Annotated in this window: 20 protein-coding genes, 1 tRNA gene and 1 pseudogene; 13 read left to right on the top strand and 9 right to left on the bottom strand. The window is 70.0% G+C overall.

Going from position 1 to position 22,084, the window contains the following annotated elements; genetic code table 11:
* Positions 1–45 precede the first annotated feature (45 nt).
* Both BLQ50_RS14010 and BLQ50_RS14005 read left to right on the top strand, forming a co-directional pair.
* Positions 46–1,092, top strand: coding sequence for a dihydrodipicolinate synthase family protein (locus BLQ50_RS14010; protein ID WP_093184782.1), 1,047 nt, complete (start codon positions 46–48; stop codon positions 1,090–1,092).
* A gap of 71 nt (positions 1,093–1,163) precedes the next feature.
* A complete protein-coding gene (locus BLQ50_RS14005; protein WP_093184778.1) occupies positions 1,164–1,979 on the top strand; it encodes a serine hydrolase domain-containing protein in 816 nt (271 codons plus the stop codon).
* Positions 1,980–2,149: 170 nt separating this feature from the next.
* Here BLQ50_RS14005 and BLQ50_RS14000 read toward each other — a convergent pair whose 3' ends face one another.
* From BLQ50_RS14000 to BLQ50_RS13990, 3 genes and pseudogenes are all read right to left on the bottom strand, one after another.
* A complete protein-coding gene (locus BLQ50_RS14000; protein WP_093184776.1) occupies positions 2,150–2,641 on the bottom strand; it encodes a WapI family immunity protein in 492 nt (163 codons plus the stop codon).
* A pseudogene (locus BLQ50_RS13995) lies at positions 2,642–3,323 on the bottom strand (DNA alkylation repair protein).
* Positions 3,324–3,432: 109 nt separating this feature from the next.
* On the bottom strand, positions 3,433–5,052 hold the full coding sequence (locus BLQ50_RS13990; RefSeq protein WP_093184773.1) for an HNH endonuclease signature motif containing protein: 1,620 nt from the start codon (positions 5,050–5,052) through the stop codon (positions 3,433–3,435).
* Positions 5,053–5,498: 446 nt separating this feature from the next.
* Here BLQ50_RS13990 and BLQ50_RS13985 point away from each other — a divergent pair, with 446 nt between their 5' ends.
* The 4 genes from BLQ50_RS13985 to BLQ50_RS13970 all read left to right on the top strand — a co-directional run bounded on the left by BLQ50_RS13985 (position 5,499) and on the right by BLQ50_RS13970 (position 8,699).
* A complete protein-coding gene (locus tag BLQ50_RS13985) occupies positions 5,499–5,948 on the top strand; it encodes an ArsR/SmtB family transcription factor (protein WP_093185041.1) in 450 nt (149 codons plus the stop codon).
* Positions 5,945–7,624 (top strand): SulP family inorganic anion transporter, encoded by a 1,680-nt coding sequence (locus BLQ50_RS13980; protein WP_093184770.1) that lies wholly within the window; start codon positions 5,945–5,947, stop codon positions 7,622–7,624. The genes BLQ50_RS13985 and BLQ50_RS13980 overlap by 4 nt, the downstream gene beginning before the upstream one ends.
* Before the next feature lie 127 nt (positions 7,625–7,751).
* Positions 7,752–8,441, top strand: a complete 690-nt coding sequence (locus BLQ50_RS13975) for a DUF2975 domain-containing protein (RefSeq protein WP_093184768.1) — start codon at positions 7,752–7,754, stop codon at positions 8,439–8,441.
* Positions 8,442–8,444: 3 nt separating this feature from the next.
* Entirely contained in the window at positions 8,445–8,699 is a 255-nt protein-coding gene (locus tag BLQ50_RS13970; RefSeq protein ID WP_245701231.1) for a helix-turn-helix domain-containing protein, read from the top strand.
* On the opposite strand, the gene BLQ50_RS13965 is transcribed toward BLQ50_RS13970, so the two are convergent.
* Both BLQ50_RS13965 and BLQ50_RS13960 read right to left on the bottom strand, forming a co-directional pair.
* Positions 8,671–9,411, bottom strand: coding sequence for a lysoplasmalogenase (locus BLQ50_RS13965; protein ID WP_217629176.1), 741 nt, complete (start codon positions 9,409–9,411; stop codon positions 8,671–8,673). The two genes, BLQ50_RS13970 and BLQ50_RS13965, sit on opposite strands and share 29 nt — an antisense overlap.
* A gap of 107 nt (positions 9,412–9,518) precedes the next feature.
* A tRNA-Leu gene (locus BLQ50_RS13960) sits at positions 9,519–9,601 on the bottom strand.
* A gap of 301 nt (positions 9,602–9,902) precedes the next feature.
* Here BLQ50_RS13960 and BLQ50_RS13955 point away from each other — a divergent pair.
* The 4 genes from BLQ50_RS13955 to BLQ50_RS13940 are packed head-to-tail and all read left to right on the top strand — an operon-like array spanning position 9,903 to position 15,814.
* Entirely contained in the window at positions 9,903–11,081 is a 1,179-nt protein-coding gene (locus BLQ50_RS13955; protein ID WP_342672065.1) for an AI-2E family transporter, read from the top strand.
* Positions 11,081–12,235 (top strand): alanine dehydrogenase, encoded by a 1,155-nt coding sequence (gene ald, locus BLQ50_RS13950; protein WP_093184762.1) that lies wholly within the window; start codon positions 11,081–11,083, stop codon positions 12,233–12,235. Before BLQ50_RS13955 ends, ald begins: the two co-directional genes overlap by 1 nt.
* Before the next feature lie 60 nt (positions 12,236–12,295).
* The gene (locus BLQ50_RS13945; RefSeq protein ID WP_425424100.1) at positions 12,296–14,410 is read left to right on the top strand and encodes a M3 family metallopeptidase; all 2,115 of its coding nucleotides are present in this window, start codon (positions 12,296–12,298) and stop codon (positions 14,408–14,410) included.
* A gap of 54 nt (positions 14,411–14,464) precedes the next feature.
* Positions 14,465–15,814, top strand: coding sequence for a M20/M25/M40 family metallo-hydrolase (locus tag BLQ50_RS13940; protein ID WP_093184760.1), 1,350 nt, complete (start codon positions 14,465–14,467; stop codon positions 15,812–15,814).
* A 56-nt stretch (positions 15,815–15,870) separates the two neighbouring features.
* Here the strand turns inward: BLQ50_RS13940 and BLQ50_RS19305 are convergent, their stop codons facing one another.
* Positions 15,871–16,182, bottom strand: a complete 312-nt coding sequence (locus BLQ50_RS19305; RefSeq protein ID WP_093184757.1) for a DUF5703 family protein — start codon at positions 16,180–16,182, stop codon at positions 15,871–15,873.
* A gap of 194 nt (positions 16,183–16,376) precedes the next feature.
* Here BLQ50_RS19305 and BLQ50_RS13930 point away from each other — a divergent pair, with 194 nt between their 5' ends.
* On the top strand, positions 16,377–16,724 hold the full coding sequence (locus BLQ50_RS13930) for a primosomal protein (RefSeq protein ID WP_093185033.1): 348 nt from the start codon (positions 16,377–16,379) through the stop codon (positions 16,722–16,724).
* 40 nt (positions 16,725–16,764) lie between these two features.
* Here BLQ50_RS13930 and BLQ50_RS13925 read toward each other — a convergent pair whose 3' ends face one another.
* Positions 16,765–17,736, bottom strand: a complete 972-nt coding sequence (locus tag BLQ50_RS13925; RefSeq protein ID WP_093184754.1) for an aldo/keto reductase — start codon at positions 17,734–17,736, stop codon at positions 16,765–16,767.
* Between the two features lie 83 nt (positions 17,737–17,819).
* On the opposite strand from BLQ50_RS13925, the gene BLQ50_RS13920 reads away from it, so the two are divergent.
* Complete coding sequence (locus tag BLQ50_RS13920) at positions 17,820–18,686, top strand: undecaprenyl-diphosphate phosphatase (RefSeq protein WP_093184752.1); 867 nt, start codon at positions 17,820–17,822, stop codon at positions 18,684–18,686.
* A gap of 19 nt (positions 18,687–18,705) precedes the next feature.
* Here BLQ50_RS13920 and BLQ50_RS13915 read toward each other — a convergent pair whose 3' ends face one another.
* Complete coding sequence (locus tag BLQ50_RS13915) at positions 18,706–19,788, bottom strand: CorA family divalent cation transporter (RefSeq protein ID WP_093184749.1); 1,083 nt, start codon at positions 19,786–19,788, stop codon at positions 18,706–18,708.
* Between the two features lie 61 nt (positions 19,789–19,849).
* On the opposite strand from BLQ50_RS13915, the gene mshC reads away from it, so the two are divergent.
* Positions 19,850–21,127, top strand: a complete 1,278-nt coding sequence (gene mshC, locus BLQ50_RS13910; RefSeq protein WP_093184747.1) for a cysteine--1-D-myo-inosityl 2-amino-2-deoxy-alpha-D-glucopyranoside ligase — start codon at positions 19,850–19,852, stop codon at positions 21,125–21,127.
* Positions 21,128–21,176: 49 nt separating this feature from the next.
* Here mshC and BLQ50_RS13905 read toward each other — a convergent pair whose 3' ends face one another.
* A complete protein-coding gene (locus BLQ50_RS13905; protein ID WP_093184744.1) occupies positions 21,177–22,043 on the bottom strand; it encodes a PAC2 family protein in 867 nt (288 codons plus the stop codon).
* Positions 22,044–22,084: the final 41 nt, after the last annotated feature.

Raw genomic sequence — 22,084 nt, 5'->3', positions numbered from 1 at the left:
TGTTTCCTTCGGGTCAAACGTCCTGGGTATGGCTAGGCTGAACTGATGCCGTCGATTGGTCCTCTTGTCGCGTACCCGTTCACCCCGCGTGGGGAGGACGGGCGTCTGCTGACCCGTTCGTTCGAGCAGCTTGTCGACTCCGCGATCGTGGCCGGCGTGAGCGCGATCGGCGTGCTGGGCAGCACCGGCGGCTTCGCGTACATGCCTCGGTCGGCGCGCAAGCGCATCGCCCGCAGCGCGGTCGAGGTCGCGGACGGCCGGGTGCCGGTCGTCGTCGGGGTCGGTGCGCTGAGCACCGCGGAGGTGCTGGCCAACCTGGACGAGGCAGCGGGCGTCGGGGCGTCCGGCGCGCTCTTGCAGCCCATGGCTTACCAGCCGCTGCAGTTCGACGAGATCTTTGGCCTCTACAAGGACGCGTCCTCGGCGGCCACCATCCCGATCTGGGTCTACAACAACCCCGCCACGACCGGGCACCGGTTCTCCGTCGCGGAGCTGGCCAAGCTCGGCCGGCTGTCCGGGGTGGCCGGGTTCAAGGATCGCGGCGTGAACGCCGCGGACATCAAGGACCGCATCGAGAAGATCACCGCCGAGCTGCCCCAGCGCACCGCGAAGCGACTCGACTGGGGCTTCAGCGGTGACGGGCTCGGGGCGCAGATCCTGCTCTCCGGGGCCTCCGCCTGGCACTCGGCCCTCGCCGGCGTGCTGCCCGAGATCTGTGTCGCGATCACCACGGCTGCCGTGGTCGACCGCGCGCCAGAGGCGAGGGCGTTGCAACGTCAGCTCACGCCGCTGTCGATCATCATGCGCCAGTACGGTGGCATCCGGACCGCGCACACGATCGCCGGGCTGCTCGGCCTCGATGCAGGCGTGCTCCCCAAGCCGTTGCTCCCGCTGCCGCGCGACGCGCGTGCGCTGGTGAAGATGGCCCTGGCCGGGATCGACGTCCCCGTGCCTGCGCCGCCCAAGCGTGAACGCGCCAAGGCGACCCCCGTGACCGACGACGACGGTTCAGCCGACACCGGCGCCGGACTCGGCGACGGCAGCGCTGGCGATGTCAGCGAGCCAGTGCGGTCCGGGCGTCACTCCGGCTGAGGTCGCTCTGGCTGACACCACTTTGGCTGACACCACACCGGAGCTGCTCGCCGATGTCCTAGGGTCGGTACATGCGCAGCGTCGAACTGATCGAGTCCTGGCCCGTCACGAACGCCTCTGTGGCGGTGATCTCGGCGGCGGGGGAGACCCTGGCCGCTCATGGTGATCAGGACCGGGTCTACCGTCTTGCCTCCGTCACCAAGCTGCTCACCGCGTATGCGGCGCTGGTCGCCGTCGAGGAGGGGGCCGTCGAGCTCGACGATGCGGCCGGCCCCGAGGGCGCGACGATCCGCCACCTCCTGGCGCACACCGCAGGCTACGACTTCGCCGAGCGCACGATCCGTGCCACCCCGGGGGACCGGCGGATCTACTCCAACGCGGGCTTCGAGGTCCTTGCCGAGGTGATTGCCGAACGTTCGGGGATCGACTTCGCTGCCTACGTCCGCGAGGCCGTGCTCCTGCCGCTCGGCATGGAGTCGACGGACTTCGCGGGGTCCCCGGCAGCCGGAGCGAGTTCGACCGCCGGTGACCTGGCGGCGTTCGCCGCCGAGCTGCAGAACCCGAGGCTGCTGCACCGGGCGACGCTCACCGAGGCGACCACGGTCGCCTTCCCGGGGCGCAAGGGCGTGCTTCCCGGCTTTGGCCGCCAGGATCCCAACGACTGGGGCTTAGGCTTCGAGATCCGGGACGGCAAGTCCCCGCACTGGACCGGGTCGTCGAGCTCGCCGCAGACCTTCGGCCACTTCGGCCAGGCGGGAACGTTCGTGTGGGTGGACCCCCAGGCGCAGGTGGCGTGCGTCGCGCTCACCGACCGCAACTTCGGCCCGTGGGCCGCGGAGGTCTGGCCCGTGTTCACGGACGCGGTGCTGGGCGAGCTGGGAAGCTGAGGCTCGTCGGGTCGTAGGTGCGTCTCGTATCGACCGGGACTGACCCGGGGAGTGCTTGGCGAGGCGATCCGTAATCAATCGACTCGTAATCGACTGTTCATGGGTGCCTCTGCGCATTCGCGCACGTCTCTGCAGGGCGAATTGAGCAGCGCTGATGAGACCCCTGCGCGTCAGCGTTCAGGGAAGGCGGCAACGTCGAGAGCCCAGGCCTCTGTCGCACTGGCGAGATCGTTGAGCGACGAGGAGATCTCGACGAAGTAGCTATACAGGTCGCCGCCATCGGCGTAGCCGGTGAGCCAAGGCGGCTCAGCCTCGAGCGAGAGGTGCACCCGGATGGTCACAGAATCTGCGTCGCGACGCGCCAAGCTGACCGCGAGATTCGGCTCAGTGAACGACAGCAGGTGCTCATCGTCACCGCCGACGAATGGGGCGGGTTCGACGATCCCGGACAGCACGCCACGGAACCACCCTTCCAGCTCCCGCGCTTCCCATGTCGCGAGGCAGGGATCGACGAATGACCACGACCGGCTGTCGGGGAGCGCGATGGTCGCGGCGACGACCAGCCAATTCGCGTCCCAGTCCAATCGCATCCCTGAGGTGCCGAACTGGTATCTCAGCAAGCTCAGGTCGAACGCGGTTCCGTCGCTGGACTCGAGCCGCATCTATCTGCCGCCTTGCCGGAACACCATCTCAGTGATCCAGATGGGCGCGAACGGCGAGGTGCAGTTCGGGGGCGTCGGATAGTCCTTGAGGACCTCCAGGCGCTCCCCGATGTTGAGGGCGCGTACCCGATGCTCGGCGTGCTCGATCCCGATCTGGGCCAGGCAGTGGTTCATTGCCCACTGCAGGCGGTCAGGGGCGTCCGTCATCTCCGCCTCGATGGTGTCCAGCAGTGCAGGGAGACTGAGGCCCTCAGGCCTCCTTGCCACACGTTCGGTGGTCAGCGCCCATCCGGCGCTTGCCACCACGGGATCCGGATCAGCGAACCAGGCGACGCGAAGTTCCTCGGCGTGGGGGTTCATCTTCACCACGTAGTTGACCAGCCAGTTGTGCACCTTGGGGGGTGCGCGCCTGGCGCAGCATGGTGTCCAGCTCGTCACGCCCGAAGGACTTGGGACGGCAGATGAGGAGCGCCAGCAGCCGCGCCGCGGTGTCGTCGGTGTCCCACAGCTCGCGCGCTAGGTCTTGTTGGGTCTTGAGCCGCTTGGCGATCGCACGAAGCTTGCCGAGGTTCACTCCGTGGTCGTCGCTGTGCTTGGCGTTCACCAGACGGACCCTCGGATCGTCGAGTGCAGCCAGTTCGGCCATCACCGCGGCCACTTGTGCGTCGGTCGTCGTCTCCATCGCCGTCATCTGGGCCACCTCAGCTGTCCGTCGCGCCTCGGCCGAGCCTACAACGCGGCTTCCGCAGCGCCATTGCACCAGGGCGCTGCTCTCTGCGGAGCCTTGACGTCTAGAACGGTGGGGTCTCGGGGAACCTGGCAGGTTCCGCGGGTGTGTCTGGTGGTGGGTCGGTTTCCTGGTCAGGTTTAGTGCCGGTGCCGGTGCCGGTGCCGGTGCCGGTGCCGGTGCCGGTGCCGCGTTCGGTGAGTGCGTCGTGGGTGATGTAGGTCCGTCCTGAGGGTGCGGTCCAGCGCACGCTGGCGCCGAGGGGTCCGGCTTTCCGGTTCGGGCCGCCGGGGCCACTCTGACGATCCGGTCCGCCTGGTCTGCCGGGGTTCTCGGGGTTCTCGGGGGTGTTGCCGGGTGGGGTGGTGATGACGTCGGAGTGCCAGTGGGTGCGGTGTCTCATATGGTGGTGTTTGGTGCAGAGGTGGATGATGTTGGTTTGGTCGGTGGTGCCGCCTAGTGCCCAGTCGGTGACGTGGTCGGTTTCGCAGCGGGTGGCTCTGCGGGCGCAGCCGGGGAATCGGCAGTGTTCGTCGCGGAGGCGGAGCCAGGCTTTGAGGTCGGCGGGGACTGTGTAGCGGTCGCGGTCGACGCCGAGGATGGCGCTCGTGTGGGGGTGGGTGAGGATCCGCAGGAATGACGGGGCTCTTCCGCACAGCTCGCGGGCGGTGTCGGGGTCGATGGGTCCGTAGCCTTCGAGCTCGCCGGGTTCGTCTCCGCCCAGGAGGGTCAGGACCGGGACGGTGATGGCGACGGTGGGTCGGATGCCGCGCAAGGTCTGACGCATGAGCCGGGCACCGGCGCCCTGGAGACTCTCTCCAGGACGCCTGGACGTCCCAGGACCAGCGCCGCCGCCTTCGCCGCGGTCGCCGTCATCGATGCTGCCGCTGCCGCTGCCGCTGCCGTCGTGGCCGCACCCGCAGCCGTCTGAGTCTCTGCCGAGCGCCTGGTGGAAGGCGTCGTGGGCGTCGTCGTCGAGGGTGAGTGCGGCGAGGATGTCGGTGCGGAGCTGGGGGAGGGTGCGTGGGTCGTCGGGGTGGGCCAACGCGGCTGCACCGTCGGACAATCGGTTGAAGATGGCGGTGGCTGTGGTGGCGGGTAGGTGGGCGTGGAGCCACGCCATGCCGTCCAGGTCAGCCTCGAGCAGCACGGTGCGCCCGATCGCGGCCTCCTCGTGGCGAACGGTGAGGGGGAGGGGGTCGAGGCGGTCGCGTTCGCGGACTGCGGCCCGCTTGAACACCGACACGGTGAGGTGCTTGGCGCGGGGGATGAGGGTCGTCTCCGCTCGGGCCCGGGCGTGGGGGTTCAGGTCGGCGATGTGGTTGATCATCACCTGGGCGTGGCGGTAGGTGATTGACCCTTGCGTGAGCGCGGCGGCGGTCGCGCGGAGCTCGGTGGCCAGGACGCGGGCGTCGTCGAGCAGGTGCGCGGCGGTGGTGTGGGGTAGGTGCAGGGCGCAGGCCAGCTCCGCGGTCACTGACACCATGTCCAGGTTCGGGTCGCCGGGGGCCATCATGAGCTCGGTCGGGGTCAGGGACGACGTGCGCAGCGTCTCGATGAGGGTGGTGCGCATGGCCGTCATGGAATTGATCATCTGGTCCGCAGTGACGATGGCCGCCAGCAGCTCCGCCGTGGCGGTATCACCGGGGGCGTCTTCGTCGTCGAAGCTCAGGTTCTCAACCATGATCAGAACCTACATTCGACCACTGACATTTTATGGCGAGACCATTCGAACTAGTCGAGACGCGACGAAGGACGCGATGCCCGGCACACCCACCGGACCCACCCGCCCAGGCCCGACATTGCCGTCGCGCATCCGGTCCCTTTCCATGAACCGACGCTACGCCGAGGGGCTGACATTCTGCGACGAGGCCGCACGCCGGCGTACAGGGGAGGCGAGGTGAGAAAAAGTGTGCCAAGCGCATCGCATGGAAGCCCGCGGACGAGGCGCCTACAAGAATCGGCGTGGACTTCGGCCCTGCAGGCCCCCGCCAGATCGCCGCCAGATCGCCGACCGGGCCAATGGTCCCAACACCGTTCTCACGAGTTGACGATATGATGAAGTCATCAATCCGCAAATGAGAGGCGCAAGCAATGCCGGTGCGACCCACCAACGACGCTCGTCCCCTGATGGTCAGCCCCGCGGGCGCGACCGGGCCTGAGGTGACGTCCCAGGAGATCGGCATCGATGACTTCTCCGACGCCCATCGCCCGCTCTACGAGGTCAAGGCCAACCTCTTCAAGGGGGTCTCTCACCCCGTCCGGGTGCGCGTCCTGGAGGTCCTGTCGGCCGCGCCCGACGACGTCTCCGTCGCCGACCTCATCGCGGACACGGGCCTGGAGGCGTCGCACCTCTCGCAGCACCTCTCGGTGCTGCGTCGGCACAATCTTGTCGTCGCCGAGCGTCGGGCGAGCCAAGTCTTCTACCGGCTCGCCTTCCCCGAGGTGGCCGACCTCATGTCGGTCTCACGAGCGCTGCTCATCAAGATCCTCGAGCGCACCCACGATCAGCTGGTCTCGACCGTGAGCAGCGCAGAAGCCCCCACCCAGAGCCTCACCCAGATGCCGATGCCGAGATGACCGCCTCCCGCCGCGTCACCTCACTCCTGCCGACGTGGAAGGACTACCGCTCGGTGCCCCGCACCTGGCGCGGTGACCTGATCGCCGGGATCACGGTCGCGATCATTGCGCTCCCGCTCGCCCTGGCCTTCGGCGTGAGCTCCGGCGCCGGAGCCGCGAGCGGCCTCGTCACCGCGATCGTCGCCGGCGTCGTCGCGGCAGTGTTCGGCGGCTCCAACGTCCAGGTGTCCGGTCCGACCGGAGCGATGGTCGTTGTGCTCGGCCCGATCGTCGCCTCCCACGGACCCGGGGCGATCGCCGTCGTCAGTCTCATGGCTGGGACGATCGTCGTCGTTGCGGGGCTGCTGCGCCTGGGTCGCGTCGTCTCCTATATCCCCTGGCCCGTGATCGAAGGGTTCACCCTCGGGATCGCCGTGATCATCTTCGCCCAGCAGGTGCCCTCCGCAGTCGGCGCCCACGCGGGCGCGAGCACCAACGCGATCGTCTCTGCCGTGCAGTCGCTGGGGCAGGTGAGCGGACCCCAGGCGCTCTGGTCCGTCGCGGCCGTGGCGCTGGTCGCCGTGATCATGGTGTTCGCGCCGCGCGTGCACCCGCAGCTGCCCGGATCGATCGTGGGGATCGTCGTCGTCTCGGTCCTGGTGAGCATCGCCGGGATCTCGCTGACCCGGATCGGCGCCCTGCCGAGCTCGCTGCCCGCCCCGGGGCTCCCGGCGATGACCACGGCGGACTTCAGTGCGCTCCTCGGGCCGGCGTGCGCCGTCGCCGTGCTCGCTGCGGTCGAGTCGTTGCTCTCGGCTCGGGTGGCCGCGTCGATGGCGGACACCGGGCGCTACGACGCCGATCGTGAGCTCGTCGGACAAGGGCTCGCCTCGATCGCCTCCGGCATGTTCGGCGGCATGCCCGCAACCGGTGCCATCGCGCGGACCGCCGTCAACGTCCGGTCGGGCGGACGCAGCCGCCTCGCCTCGATCGTGCACGCGGCCAGCCTCCTCGGGGTCGTCTACCTGGCCGCCGGCGTCGTCTCGGAGATTCCCCTGGCCGCACTGGCAGGTGTGCTCATGGTCACCGCGTGCCGGATGGTCTCCAGGACGACCGTCCGCAGCGTCCTCAGGTCGAGCCGCTCCGACGCGGTCGTCTTTGTCGTGACCGCCGTCATCACGGTCTCCTTCGATCTCATCGTCGCTGTCGGGATCGGCATCGCCGTCGCGGCCTTCTTTGCGCTGCGGACGCTGGCGCGCTCGGGTACGGTCCATCGCGAGTCGCTTCCCGGCGCCCAGCATCCCGAGGATGCCTGCATCGCCCTCCTCCGGCTCGACGGCGCCCTGTTCTTCGGCGCCGCCGACCGCATGCACGACGTGGTCACCGGGATCGAGGACGTGTCGGTGGTCATCCTGCGGATGTCCCAGCTGCAGGTGCTCGATGCCACCGGGGCGCGCGTCGTCACCGAGATGATCCAGGCCCTCGAACGACGCGGCGTGACTGTCCTCGTCAAGGGGATCCAGCCGCACCACCAGCGCCTGGCCGACACGGTCGGGGTGATCGCCTCGCTGCGCCACCGCAACCACCTGTTCACCGACCTCGATGCGGCGGTCGCGCACGCCCGCAGCCACGCCATGCGCTCGTCCGGCCCGGTGCCGGCGCCGACATCGGAGATGTTGCGGTCGGTGCGCGACTGACGCCAGAAGGAGCGCCCGGCAACCTGCCGGCTGGGACCCGCAGCGCGTCCTGTACACACGCGCCGCGCTCGACTAGGGTCATCTCGATAATCGATATGCCCCATCCGGTCGATCCCAGGAGCCCAACATGGCGTACACATCCGAGGTCCCCGCCCTCCACGAGGCACAGCCCCGCTCCGCGCGCTGGATCCGGGTGCTGGCCGGACTCATCCTTCTCATCGGGGTGGTCGCGGGGGGCTCCGGGGTGATCTACGCCGTCAACTCCCTCACCATCGTCCCGGCCACGGTCCACGTCCCGGTCACCCTCCTGCCCGACGACGGAAGCTGGGACAGCGTCCAGCTCGCCATCGAGGGTGTCCAGATCGAGGACGGGTGGATTACCACTCTTCCGCCCGCGGGATTCGGGACCGGCGACGGCGGTCAGGTCACCGTCGCGGCCTGGGGCTCGACCTACCTCGAGCAGTTCCTCAGCCGCGGGGACGTGCTCGTGGGCGGCCTCGCACTGCTGGCCGGCGCGATGCTGCTGCGACCTATCCTGCTCAGCGTCGCGGCGGGCTCGCCGTTCGCAACCGGGAATGCCCGCAGACTCTCCCTGCTCGCCCTGGTGATCGCCGTCGCGGGGTCGCTCGCCCCGTTGCTGCCCCAGATCGCCGGTGTCCGCGTCCTGGAACGGCTCGGCCTCGCCGACGACGGGATCTTCTCGACGACGCCGCAGCTCACGCTCGAACCCTTGCTCGTCGCGGCGCTCGTCCTGGTGGTCGCTGCAGCCTTCCGCTCCGGGGAGCAGCTGGCCCGCGACTCCGACGGGCTGGTCTGAGTCGTGCCGGCTCGCACAGACGAGTCCGCCGACGGCGAGGACCACCTCGTCGTCTGTCACCTGGACGAGCTGCTCATAGCCCGTGGCATGACCCTCGTCGAGCTCGCCGCCCGGTCCGGGATCACCGTCGCGAACCTCTCGGTGCTCAAGAACGACCGCGCCCGCGCGATCCGCTTCACGACCCTCACTGCGATCTGCCGGGCCCTCGACTGCGAGCCCGGCGATCTCCTCAGCCTGCGGCCGCGACACCAGCCCTGACTGGTCCTTCACGACGCCCCTCGCCCACCACCCCGACCACGATGAGCGTCTGCGCCGCGATGTACGTGACCATGACCCAGAACCCCTGCCCTGGGAGCGACCAGCCGTCCACGAAGGCGTTGAGCGCGATGAGCGAGTCCGAGACGACAAAGATCGCCCCGCCGATCGCCACGAGACGGCCGACGCCGGTCGCCAGAGCCGCCATGAGCGCGAGCGTCGTCCCGTAGACGATCACCGGTACGAGCAGGGACCCCGCCCCCGGCGCGCACGTGACGACGAGGGCGACCAGGGCGAGGAGATAGGGGACGGCGAGCCATCGGCGTCGGGCAGGGTAGGCGGGGGAGAGCACGCTTGCGCGCCGGAAGGGCCAGAAGGCTGCGACGAAGACCACCTGGGCCACGAGGAAGAAGGCGATCATGACGATGAAGCTGGCGCCCTCGGGTGCTAGATCGGGGGCGGTGTCCCCGAGCCAGGAGAAGGCGAGCGAGACCAGCGTGAGGCGGATGAGGCGGCCGCGTGGGGCGCCCGCCGTCGCTGCGGCGAGGGCCAGCGCCAGGAGCGGCATGAGCAGCCACTGAGACACCTGGGCGAGCCTCTCCAGGTCGGCGAGCTGGGCCCCCAGATGCACGAGGGAGACCGCCGCGAAGACGGCGACGATGGCGCGGGTCACGGTGCGCTGTCGCGCGCCGGAGGCAACGAGGGGAGCAGTCACACACATCTCCATTGATGTCAGAGTGCCGATGTCAGAGCGCCGAACCAGGAGACGAAAAAGGCCCTGATCCGAAGACCAAGGCCAATCTCATTCGCTGTCTCAACGAGTGCCCAGAGGGGGACTTGAACCCCCACGTCCTTACGGACACTAGCACCTCAAGCTAGCGCGTCTGCCATTCCGCCACCTGGGCAGGTGGACCTTCGAGAACTTTTCGCTCTCTTGGGTGCGTCGGAAAATCTAGCACGGTTTCGGTGTCGGGCATGAATCGGGGGTCGGGTGGAGACTGACGGGTGTGTGTTCCGTGCCGCGAGCACGGCCTGTCACGGTCCAGGCGGCCCTCTGGCAGAGTAGGGTTTTCGCTGTTCAGCGCTGCAATGCCGCGGATTCTAGGGAGATGAGGAGGCCGCATGTCCGGTCAGCGAGTACGTACGGCCACTGTGAGGCGGAACACAGCCTCGATTCGGCCACCGGCTGTTGCCCCCGTCGATACCGTGCCCCAGTGGTTGAAGAACGCCGCGGGCTGGTCGTGGCGACTCATCCTCGTGGTCATCGCCATCTCCCTCGTCGTCTTCGCCACGGCGAAGGTCCAGCTCGTCTTCATCGCGTTCTTCATCGCGCTCGTGTTCACGGCTGTGCTGCGCCCGGTCGTGAACTTCTATTCCAAGGTCATGCCGCGGGGCCTGGCCACGGCCCTGGCGATGTTGACCGGCCTGCTCGTGATCGGGGGACTGTTCACGTACGTCATCGCCTCGGTCGCCGGACAGTGGCATTCGCTCTCCGAGCAGTTCACGACCGGCATCGGGCGGATCTTCGACTTCCTCGAGAACGGGCCGCTGCCGTTCTCGATCACCGCTGCGGACTTCGACACGTGGTTGGCCTCGGCGCAGAAGTGGGTCCAGCAGCATGCCGGGGACATCGCCGGCACCGCCTTCGAGCAAGCTGGGACGGTCGTCGAGATCTTCACCGCCCTCGCCCTCGCCGTCTTCTGCACCATCTTCTTCCTCGCCCGCGGCGGCGCGATGTGGACGTGGTTCCTCAACCAGCTGCCCATGCGGATGCGCGCGACGTGGAAGATCGTCGGCGGCGCCGGGTGGTACACCTTCTCCGGGTACACCCGCGGGACCGTGATCATCGCGATCACCGACGGCCTGCTGGCCGGGATCTTCCTGTCGATCCTGGGCGTGCCGCTCGCGGCGCCGCTCGCGGTCCTCGTCTTCATCGGCGCGTTCATCCCGCTCATCGGCGCGCCCGCCGCCATGGTCATCGCCATGGTGGTCGCCCTCGCGGTCGACGGCGTGGTCAAGGCCGCCATCGTCGGCATCGGGATCGCCCTCATCGGGCAGTTCGAGGGCCATGTGCTGCAACCCCTCGTCATGGGCAAGCAGGTCTCCCTGCACCCGATGGTCGTCGCGGTCTCGGTGACCTGCGGGACGCTTCTGGCCGGGATCCTCGGCGCGGTGATCGCCGTGCCGCTGGTTGCGGTGTTCTGGGCAGTCTTCTCCAAGCTGCGGCGACACCTCGACCCACCGATGGTGGAGGAGGTCGTCGACGAGGACGACGGCGATCATCGCGACGACGGCGAACATCCCGATCACGGCCACCATGACGACGACGGCGCCGGGGACGCACACGCTGACCACGACGCCGAGGCCCACCCCGCGGAGTCCTGATGCGGATCGGGATTCCCGCCGAGGTCAAGGACAACGAGCTGCGCGTCGCGTTGACCGCCGACGGCGCGCACCACCTCGTGCGGGCCGGTCACCAGGTCCTCGTGCAGGCCGGGGCCGGGGCTGGCTCCGCGATCAGCGACGCCGACTACGCAGCAGCCGGCGCGCGCATCGTCGATGACGCCGCGAGCCTGTGGCGGGCCGCCCAGATCCTCTGCAAGGTCAAGGAACCGCTCCCGCAGGAGTACCCCTACCTGCGCCCCGACCTCGTGCTCTTCGCCTACCTGCACCTGGCCGCGAATGGCCCCTGCACCCAGGCCCTGCTCGACGCCGGAACGACGGCGATCGCCTACGAGACCGTCCGGCTCCCGGACGGCTCGCTGCCCCTGCTGGCCCCCATGAGCGAGATCGCCGGGCGCCTGGCGCCCCAGGTCGGCGCGTTCTACCTGCTGCGGTCCGAGGGCGGGTCAGGCATCCTCATGGGCGGCGTCCCGGGCACCCGGCCGGCCAAGGTCGTCATCATCGGCGGCGGGACCGCCGGGCGCAACGCCGCCCAGATCGCCGTCGGGATGCGGGCCTCCGTGACCGTGATCGACCTGTCTGCCACGACCCTGGCGGGCATCGACACCGAGTTCGGCGGCGCCGTGCGCACCGTGATGTCGACCGCCCAGGCGATCGACCGCGAGGTCTCCCGAGCAGACCTGGTGATCGGGGCGGTCCTGGTCCCCGGCGCCCGGGCCCCGCGACTGGTCTCGAACGACCTCGTCTCACGGATGCCGCCCGGTTCGGTCCTCGTGGACATCGCCGTCGACCAGGGTGGCTGCTTCGAGGGCACTCACCCCACCACGCACACCGACCCGACCTACCGGGTCCACCAGAGCACGTTCTACGCGGTCGCGAACATGCCCGGAACCGTGCCGGTCACGAGCACCCAGGCGCTGACCAACGCGACGCTGCCGTACCTCACCGTGCTGGCGGCGGGGCTCGCCACAGAGGTGCCTGCCGATCCCGCCGCGAACCCGACCGACGTCGTCGGGCAGCTGCTGCGCCGCGAGCCGGAGCTCGCCGCCGGGCTCATGACCCAGGGCGGCCGGCTGGTCAGCGCCCAGGTGGCGCTGGCACACGGGATGGTGCACGCACCAGCCCCCGGAGCCTGATGCCGGTCGCGGGACGCTTCTCGGGTGCGAAGTCGACCTGAGCCCACTTCTCACGTATGAATGGGTGTCATGCCCCTCTCCAAAAACCAGCTCGAGCCCACCAACCCCTTCTCGAGCCCCTCGATCCTGCCCTACGGCCTCCCCGACTTCGCGGCCATCCGCGACGAGCACTACCTCCCGGCCGCGCGGGCCGGCATGGTCGCCGAGGTCGCCGAGATCGCAGCGATCATCGCCAACCCCGAGCCGCCGACCGTCGAGAACACCCTCGAGGCTCTCGAGCGCAGCGGTGACCTGCTCGGACGCACGCTGAGCGTGCTCTACAACGTCGCCAGCTCCGACTCCAGCGCCGTGCTCGAGGACATCGAGGAAGAGCTCGTCCCCGAGCTCTCCGCCCACCACGACTCGATCTTCATGGACGCCGCCCTCTACGCCCGGGTCGCCCTGCTCGACGCCGCGGCCCGCGCCGGCCAGGTGAGCCTGACCCCCGACAGCGCATGGCTGCTGACCAACCTCCTGCTGGACTTCCGGCGCTCGGGGATCAACCTCTCCGAGACCGACCAGGAGACGCTGCGTGACCTCAACGCGCGCATCACCTCCCTCGAGGCCGCCTTCGGTCGCAAGCTCCTCGCCGGCGCCAACGCCGCAAGCGTCCTGGTCACCGACAAGGCCGACCTCGAGGGCCTGCCCGACGACGCCGTCGCGGCCGCCGCGCAGGCCGCTGCGGACCGCGGCGAGCAGGGCAAGTACCTCCTGGAGATGCAGCTGCCCACCCAGCAGGGTGTGCTCGCCTCGCTGCGCCGTCGCGGCGTGCGTCAGCGCGTCCACGAGGCCTCGGTGACCCGCGGTGCGACCGGCGACGACACCGACACCCGCGAGACCGTCCTGGAGCTGGTCAAGCTGCGTGCCGAGCACGCCACGCTCCTCGGCTACGCCCACCACGGTGCCTACATCGCCGAGGACGCCACGGCCAAGACGACCGAGGCGATCAACGCCATGCTCGCCCCGCTCGCCCCGGCCGCAGCCGCGAACGCCGCGGCCGAGGCCGCCGACCTGCAGGAGGCCCTGGTCGCGGACGTCGGCGACCCCTCCGCGGTGCTCGAGGCCTGGGACTGGGCGTACTACGCCGAGCGGGTCCGCAAGGACCGCTACTCCCTCGACGACGCGCTGCTGCGCCCCTACCTCGAGCTCGAGAAGGTCGTCCAGGACGGCGTCTTCAAGGCCGCGACCGAGCTCTACGGCGTGACGTTCACCGAACGCACCGACCTCGTGGGCTACCACCCCGACGTGCGCGTCTTCGAGGTGCACGACGGTGACGGGACCGGCCTGGGCCTGTTCCTCGCCGACTACTACACCCGGGAGTCCAAGCGCGGGGGCGCGTGGATGAACAACCTCGTCGACCAGAGCTTCCTGCTCGACGAGCGTCCCGTCATCGTCAACAACCTCAACATCGTCAAGCCGCCCGCGGGGGAGCCGACCCTGCTCGTCTTCGACGAGGTCATCACGCTGTTCCACGAGTTCGGGCATGCGCTGCACGGGCTCTTCTCCGCCGTGCACTACCCCTCGCACTCGGGCACCGAGGTGCCCCGGGACTTCGTCGAGTACCCCTCGCAGGTCAACGAGATGTGGGCCTGGGACGAGGAGATCCTGCGCAGCTACGCCGTGCACCACCAGACCGGCGAGCCCCTGCCGGCCGAATGGGTCCCCGCGATGATCAACTCCCGCCAGTTCAACGAGGGCTTTGCGACGTCGGAGTACCTCGCCGCGACACTGCTCGACCAGGCCTGGCACCAGATCGGACCGGAGGCGGTCCCGACCGCCGTCGAGCAGGTGCTGCCCTTCGAGGCGGCTGCGCTCGAGGCCGCCGGGCTGGCCCTGCGGGCGGTCCCCGCCCGCTACCGCACGACGTACTTCAACCACGTGTTCGGGGGCGGGTACTCCGCCGGGTACTACTCCTACATCTGGTCGGAGGTCCTCGACGCGGACACGGTCGAGTGGTTCACCGAGAACGCTGCCGACGGTCGGGCGCTCAACCGGGCCAGCGGGGACCGGTTCCGGGCCCAGCTGCTCGCGGTCGGCGGGTCGATGGACTCCATGGAGGCCTTCGCCCAGCTCCGCGGCCGGGCGCCGGCCATCGAGCCGCTGCTGGCCCGACGGGGGCTGAGCACAGCGGGCTGAGCGGGACCGGATGGGCGTCGCCGGCTGATGGCGGGGAACAGGTAGCGTGTGGGTATGACCACCGACCCGTCCCTGTCATCAGCCACGTCGCCCGCCACCGTGACCGCCGAGGACGAGGTCGCCGGCATCTGCGCCGACCTCCTGCGGATCGACACGTCCAACTACGGCGACGGCTCCGGCCCGGGCGAGCGCACGGCAGCCGAGCACGTCATGGCCCTGCTGCACGAGGTGGGCCTGGACCCCGAGCTCTTCGAGTCCGCACCCGGACGCGCCAACGTCGTCGTGCGGATCCCCGGGGCGGACCCGTCCCGCTCGGCCCTCGTGCTGCACGGCCACCTCGACGTCGTCCCGGCCCAGGCCGAGGACTGGCAGGTGGACCCGTTCGCCGGCGAGGAGATCGACGGGCTGCTCTGGGGCCGCGGCGCGGTGGACATGAAGGACATGGACGCGATGATGCTCGCCGTGGTGCGCCAGATGGTGCGCGAAGGGCGCAAGCCCGCACGCGACGTCGTGCTCGCCTTCTTCGCCGACGAGGAGGCCGGGGGAACGTTCGGGGCACGCTACGCCGTCGACCACCGGCCCGAGCTCTTCGAGGGCGCGACCCACGCGATCAGCGAGGTCGGCGGCTTCTCCACGCAGATCAACGGGCAGCGGGCCTACCTGCTGCAGACCGCCGAGAAGGGCCTGGCCTGGCTGCGGCTGATCGCCGACGGGCGGGCCGGGCACGGCTCGCAGGTCGCCGCGGACAACGCCGTGACGCACCTGGCGGCCGCGGTCGCCCGGATCGGTCAGCACCCCTGGCCCTACGTCTTGACCCCGACGGTCGAGGCGCTGCTGCGCGGGGTGAGCGACCTGACCGGGCTCGCCTTCGACGCGAGCGACCCGGCGCGGATCGACGCGCTCGTCGACGCGCTCGGACCAGCCGCGCGGTTCGTGGGCGCGACCGTGCGCAACACGTCCAACCCGACCCAGCTCAGCGCCGGGTACAAGGCGAACGTCATCCCCGGACGGGCCGAGGCCGCGATCGACGCACGGTTCCTGCCCGGGCACACCGAGAGCGGCATGGCGACCCTGCGCGAGCTCGCGGGGGAGCACGTGCGGATCGAGCCGATCCACGAGGACATCGCCCTGGAGGTCCCGTTCAGCGGGAGCCTCGTCGACGCGATGACCGCGGCGCTGCTCGCGGAAGACCCCGGTGCGCTCGTGCTGCCGTACTCGCTCTCGGGCGGGACAGACAACAAGTCGCTCGCCCGGCTGGGGATCACCGGCTATGGCTTCGCGCCGCTGCGCCTGCCCGAGGGGCTCGACTTCCCCGGCATGTTCCATGGCATCGACGAGCGCGTCCCGGTCGACTCCCTGAAGTTCGGCACCCGGGTCCTGGCCCGCCTCCTCGAAACCTGCTGACCTCCACCCCACTCCCCACCCCAGCACTCAGCAGGGGAAGGCAGGGGAGGGGTGGGTCAGGGGTTGAGGGTGCTGCGGGCTCGGATGATCTTGCGCCGGAGCCAGACTCGGCGCTCGCCGCCGACGTAGAGAGCGGACCGGGCGATCTCCCAGCGGCCGTGCTCGGCCTCGTCGGTGAGCAGCTGGCGGGTCTGGGACCGGGAATGATCGCGCGGGATGGTCAGGACCCGGATCTCGTATTCACGGCCCTGCGCGGTCCAGTGGTCGCCGGGGACCGTCGCGGTCGACCGCGACGATCCAGCGCAGGGTGACGACCCAGACCCGGCCCACCATCCAGCCGCGGACCCGGGAGGCGTGCTTGAGGTCATCGCTCACCACCTTCTGACGCCGAGAGCCCACGGGAGCGTCGAGGACTACTCGCCCGGAGCGGGTGTGGCGTCGAACATATCAGGGGAGGTCCCAGGCCGCAGTGGGCTCGCGGGACGGAGGCGGCATCTCGCGGACGGCAAACTCACAAGAGTATCCGGTGCCATTCGCAGCGGCGGAGCGCTACCGTCAGGGTATGACTGTCGACCCGCGTGCCGCCCTTGATCGTTTTGTCGCTGCCCTGGAGGCCCACTTCGCTGCGGTCGCCAACCGACGCGGGGACGAGGACTCCTCGGTGGACGACGCGTACGACGTGCTTGCCGACGCCTTCGACGTCTACGACGAGGCCCTCGGCAACACCTACGGCGAGGCCCTTCCCGTCGTGCTCGCCGACGACGAGGACGACGACGACGACGATGACGACGATGAGGACGACGGCCAGGACGAGGATGATGACGACGACGCCGAAGAGCGGCTCGGCGGGATCGACGAGGCCGACCTGGACGGCTCTGACTACGACGAGGACGTCGACGCGGTCAGGTGAATCGACGCGGTCACGCGACCAGGCTCACGCCTAGCAGTCCTCAGGCGTAGCTGTCGGCGAAGTCGCTGCTCGGGTCGCTGACCTCGTCCAGGGCCGAGCTCACGGCGCCGGGCAGCGTGAGGTCGAGGGCACCCAACGACTCCCGCAGCTGCCCCGGTGTCCGCGCGCCCACGATGGCCGAAGACACGTAAGACCGCCCCAGCACCCACGACAGCGCCACCTCGAGCGGCGCCCGACCCAGACCGGCCGCCGCGGTGCAGACCGCATCGACGATCGCGGAACCGCGCGCGTCGAGGTACGGCTCGACGAACCCCGACATGTGGCTGGACGCCCCGCGTGAGTCCGCCGGGAGCGTACGCCGGTACTTGCCGGTCAGCACCCCGCGGCCCAGGGCGGACCAGGTGAGCAGCCCGACGCCGAGCGCCTGCGTCGCGGCCACGAGGTCGAGCTCGCAGTCACGATTGAGCAGCGAGTGCTCTACCTCGAGCGCCGCGAGCTCGGCCTCCCCGCCCACCCGCAGCGCCGCCGCCGCGTAGCCGGTGTGCCAACCGGCGTGGTTGGCCAGCCCGACGTACCGGGCACGCCCGGTCGTCACCATGTGCCGCAGCGCCGAGACCGTCTCCTCGACGGGAGTGTGCGGGTCCGGAGCCTGGACCAGGAACAGGTCGACATGGTCCGTCCCGAGCCGCTCGAGCGACGCGTCGATCGAGGCCAGCAGAGCGCCGCGCGAGGAGTCCACGACCATTCCGGACGGCGTGCGGCGCAGGCCGCCCTTGGTGGCGACCACGACCTCGTCGCGGTCCACCACGGAGCCGAGCAGCCCACCGAGGATCTCTTCGCTCGCCCCGTCGCCATAGGACCCGGCTGTGTCGAGGAAGGTCCCACCGGCGAGGCGGAAGTCGCGGAGCTGCTGTGCGGCGTCCTGAGCATCAGTGTCCCGCCCCCAGGTCATCGTTCCCAGCCCGAGCGCGGACACGTGCAGGCCGGTGCGGCCCAGGCGGCGGAGTTCCATGCCTGCAGACTACTGTGCGGCTCCGACCCGAATCGCGGGGCACGTCCCCCCACCGGGTCCGCGGGCGGGTAACGTGGCCCGACGTGAACGGGTTCCAAGCATTCATCCTCGGACTGGTCCAGGGGCTCACCGAGTTCCTCCCCGTGTCCTCAAGCGCCCACCTCCGGATCGTCGGTGAGCTCATCGGCTCCTCCGACCCCGGTGCCGCCTTCACGGCGATCACCCAGATCGGCACCGAGAGCGCGGTGATCCTCTACTTCCGCCGCGACATCGCGACGATCTGCACCGCCTGGTGGCGGGCGATCAGCGGGCAGGACGGACCGACGTGGCGCGAGCGCATGGGCTCGCGCAACCACGACGCGCGGATGGGCTGGTACATCGGCCTGGGCAGCCTCCCGATCGTGGTCCTCGGTCTCGGCCTGGAGAACGCGATCGACAAGTCCTTCCGCAACCTCTACCTCATCGCGCTGATGCTCGCCGTCTTCGCCCTCGTGCTGGGGTGGGCGGACAAGGTAGGTGCGAAGAACCGCGAGCTCACCGACCTCAACCCCAAGCACGCGCTGTACTTCGGCCTGGCCCAGGCGCTGGCGATCATCCCCGGGGTGTCCCGCTCGGGCGGCACGATCTCGGCCGGGCTGCTCATGGGATACACCCGCGAGGCCGCCGCGCGGTACTCCTTCCTGCTGGCCATCCCCGCGGTCCTGGGCTCGGGCTTCTACAAGCTCTTCAGCTCGACCGACGAGATCGGTGTGGCGGGTACCCCCGGGGTCGGTGCGACGCTGCTGGCGACCCTCGTCGCCTTCGTGGTCGGGTACCTCGTGATCATCGTCTTCCTCAAGATCATCTCGACCTTCAGCTACAAGCCGTTTGTCGTCTACCGCCTCGTGCTCGCGGTCGTCGTCGTCGTGCTCCTGGTGGCAGGCGTGCTCACCGCCCAGGGCGGCATCTGAGCACCGCCTCTGATGTCGCTCAGAGCCAGCCCGCGCGCCGGAACGCCCGGTGCAGGGACACGCATACCGTCACCATGAGACCTAAGGCGACCGGATAGCCGAATTCCCACCCGAGCTCGGGCATGTGATCGAAGTTCATGCCGTAGACCCCGGCGAGCAGGGTCGGCACGGCCGCGATCGCCGCCCAGGCGGAGATCTTGCGCATGTCTTCGTTCTGGCGCAGCGTGATCTCGTTCTGGCGCACGGAGATCTGGGACAGCCGGACGGAGAGCATGTCGGAGAGCAGGCCGTCGTGCGCATCGAGGTGGCGGTCCACCCGCTCGGCCGTCGCGGTGAGGCGGTCGAGCAGCCGCCGCTCGAGGCGCAGCGGCTGGACGGTGCTCGCCGATGCGTCTGCGCCGAGGTCAGGGATCTCGATCGTCAGCGGCAGCAGCGCCCGGCGAGCTTCTGAGATCTCCCGCTTGAGGTTGTACAGCCGCTCGAGCGGATCGACGTCCGGGCGGAACACGGTCGTCTCCAGGTCCGCGACGGCGTCGCCCAGGGCGAGCTCGACCTCGGAGGCGCCCGCGAGCAGCTCGATGAGGGCCGCGGCCAGCACAGGCAGGGTGCCGCGTCCCACGAGCGTGCGCGCCTCGGTCAGCCGGTCGACCACCCGCTCGGTGACGTGGTCGTCGCCGGCCTCTGCGGTGACCACGCAGCCGGGGGTCATGAACAGCGCGATCGAGCCGGTCGAGACCTGTTCGTCCGCATAGGACGCAGTCGGCACGACGACGTACACGGCATGGTCGTTGACCCGCACCACCCGGGAGGTCACCCGGGCCGCGCCCGCGCGGATCTGGGTCAGGCGGGCTCGGACCTCGGCGGTGGGCAGGCCGAGCTGGTCCGCGGCGTCGAGCACCTCGCGCGGGGAGCCGACGACGTGCCAGCGGATGGCGTTCGGCCCAGGCGTCTCGAGCAGGCCGTCCGACGGCGGGCCGGGGGAGAGCTCGTGCCACCGGTCGGAGTTCCGCTCGAAGGTGCGGTGGATCGGGACGGCGTCCTGGCCGTCGACGGCGCTGTGCCCGTCGGCAGCTCGGTCGGTGGCGGGGCGATCGGTGGTCATGATGCATTGTGACCTATCGACGCGGTCCGCCGCCCCGACGATTGCCAGGTACCGTTGATCCGTGCTCACCTGGCCCGCCCCACAGATCCCCGAACTTCCTGGCCGCTCAGACGTTGTCCGAGTCCATGACAGCTCCTCCGGCCAGCTCGTCGTGGCCGCCCGCGGTGAGACCGCCACCCTCTACGTCTGCGGAATCACCCCCTACGACGCGACCCACATCGGTCATGCCGCGACGTACGTCGCCTTCGACCTGCTCGGCCGTGCCTGGCGCGACGCCGGGCACACGGTCGTCTACGCCTCCAACGTGACCGACGTCGACGACCCGCTGCTCGAGCGGGCCACGGCGACCGGGGTGGACTGGCGCGACCTCGCGATCGAGCAGACCGCGCTCTTCGCCGAGGACATGACCGCGCTGGGCGTCATCCCGCCCGACACCTACCTCGGTGCGGTCGAGACGATCGACCCGGTGGCCCGCGCCGTCGTCGAGCTCATCCGGATCGGTGCCGCCTACCGCGTGCCCCTCGAGGCCGGTGCCGGCGGCGAGGACCCCGAGCTCGGTGACGTCTACGCCGACGTGAGCGCCGACCCGGACTTCGGCCAGGTCTCCCGCTTCGACGCGGCCGTCATGGACGCGCTCTTCGCCGAGCGCGGGGGCGACCCCGACCGCGTGGGCAAGCGCAACCGGCTCGACCCGCTCCTGTGGCGCCGCGAGCGGCCGGGGGAGCCGTCCTGGGACGGCGGGCCCCTGGGCACCGGGCGACCCGGCTGGCACATCGAGTGCGCCGTCATCGCCCGCGCGGCCCTCGGCCTCCCCTTCGACGTGCAGGGCGGCGGCTCCGACCTGCTCTTCCCGCACCACGAGATGAGCACCTCGCACGCCCGTCTGCTCGGCGACGGAGACACTCACGGGGTGGGCGCCGCGACGCACGTGCACGCCGGACTGGTCGCCTATCAGGGCGAGAAGATGAGCAAGTCGCGCGGCAACCTCGTCTTCGTGTCCCGGCTGCGGGCCGACGGCGTGGAGCCGATGGCCATCCGCCTCGCGCTCCTCGCCCACCACTACCGCACCGACTGGGAGTGGACCGAGACCGACCTCAAGACCGCCCAGGAACGCTTCGCGACCTGGCGCTCGGCGATGTCCGGCAACGGGGGACCGGCCTTCGAGGACACGCTGGCCGAGATCCGCGCGGCCCTCGCCGACGACCTCGACGCCCCCCGCGCCCTCGCGGCCGTCGACGCCTGGTCCGAGCTGTCCCTCGCCGGGACGGCCGAGCCGGTCGAGGGCGCCCCTGGCGTGGTCTCGCGAGCCGTCAACGCACTCCTCGGCATCCGGCTCTGACAAGCGGAGTCTCCGAGCCCTTCACATCCGCTGAGTGCTGGGGTCGGGATTAGGAGCCTTTGTCGCGGCGGCGTAGGTACTGCTCGAACTCGCGGGCTATGGCCTCGCCGCTGGCCTCGGGCAGCTCGACGGTGTCCTTGGCCTCCTCGAGCTGCTGGACGTACTCCGCGATCTCGGGGTCCTCGGAGGTGAGCTGGTCGACGCCGTTCTGCCACGCGAGGGAGTCCTCGGGGAGCCCGCCCAGGTTGATGGTCTCGCCGAGGAAGGACTCGAGCCGGTTGAGGATCGCCACGGTCGCCTTGGGCGAGGGCGGGTGCGCAACATAGTGCGGGACGGCGGCCCACACCGCGAGGGAGTGGAAGCCGGCGCTCTGGGCGGCGTCGTGGAGCACCCCGACGATTCCGGTCGGCCCCTCGTACGTGTTCGCCTCGACGTTGAGCAGGTGCTGGACCGAGGGGTCGTCCGAGGTCACGGTGACCGGGATGGGCCGGGTGTGCGGCACGTCCGCGAGCAGGGCGCCGAGGGTGATGACGGTGCGCACACCGAGGCTCTCGGCGATGTCCAGGATCTCCGTGCAATAGCTGCGCCAGCGCATGGCCGGTTCGATCCCATGCACCAAGACCACCCGTCGGGCGGTCCTCGGGGGTTCGGCCACGCTGATCCTTGTTGTCGGCCAGGTGAGCTCGCGCCGACCGTCGGGCATGGTCTTCACGACCGGGCGGTGCTCCTGGAAGTCGAGGTAGTCCTCGGGGTCCAGCTCGTCGACGAGGTCCGCGCCCCACACCTCGATGAGGTGCACCAAGGCTGCGCTCGCCGCGCTGCCCGCATCGTTCCAGCCCTCGAATGCGGCGATGAGGATCGCGTCCTCGACGGTGTCGGAGACGCCAGGATCCGGCTGAGGCAGGTCGTCAGTCATCCCACCAGCCTAGTCCTGGAGGCTTGAAGGGCTCCCAGGCA

Origin of the sequence: Sanguibacter gelidistatuariae, from assembly GCF_900096585.1 — a bacterium.
Classification (GTDB): Bacteria; Actinomycetota; Actinomycetes; order Actinomycetales; family Cellulomonadaceae; genus Sanguibacter; species Sanguibacter gelidistatuariae.
The sequence above is the reverse complement of the archived record's forward strand: the minus strand, read 5'-3'. Positions and strand labels throughout refer to the sequence as shown.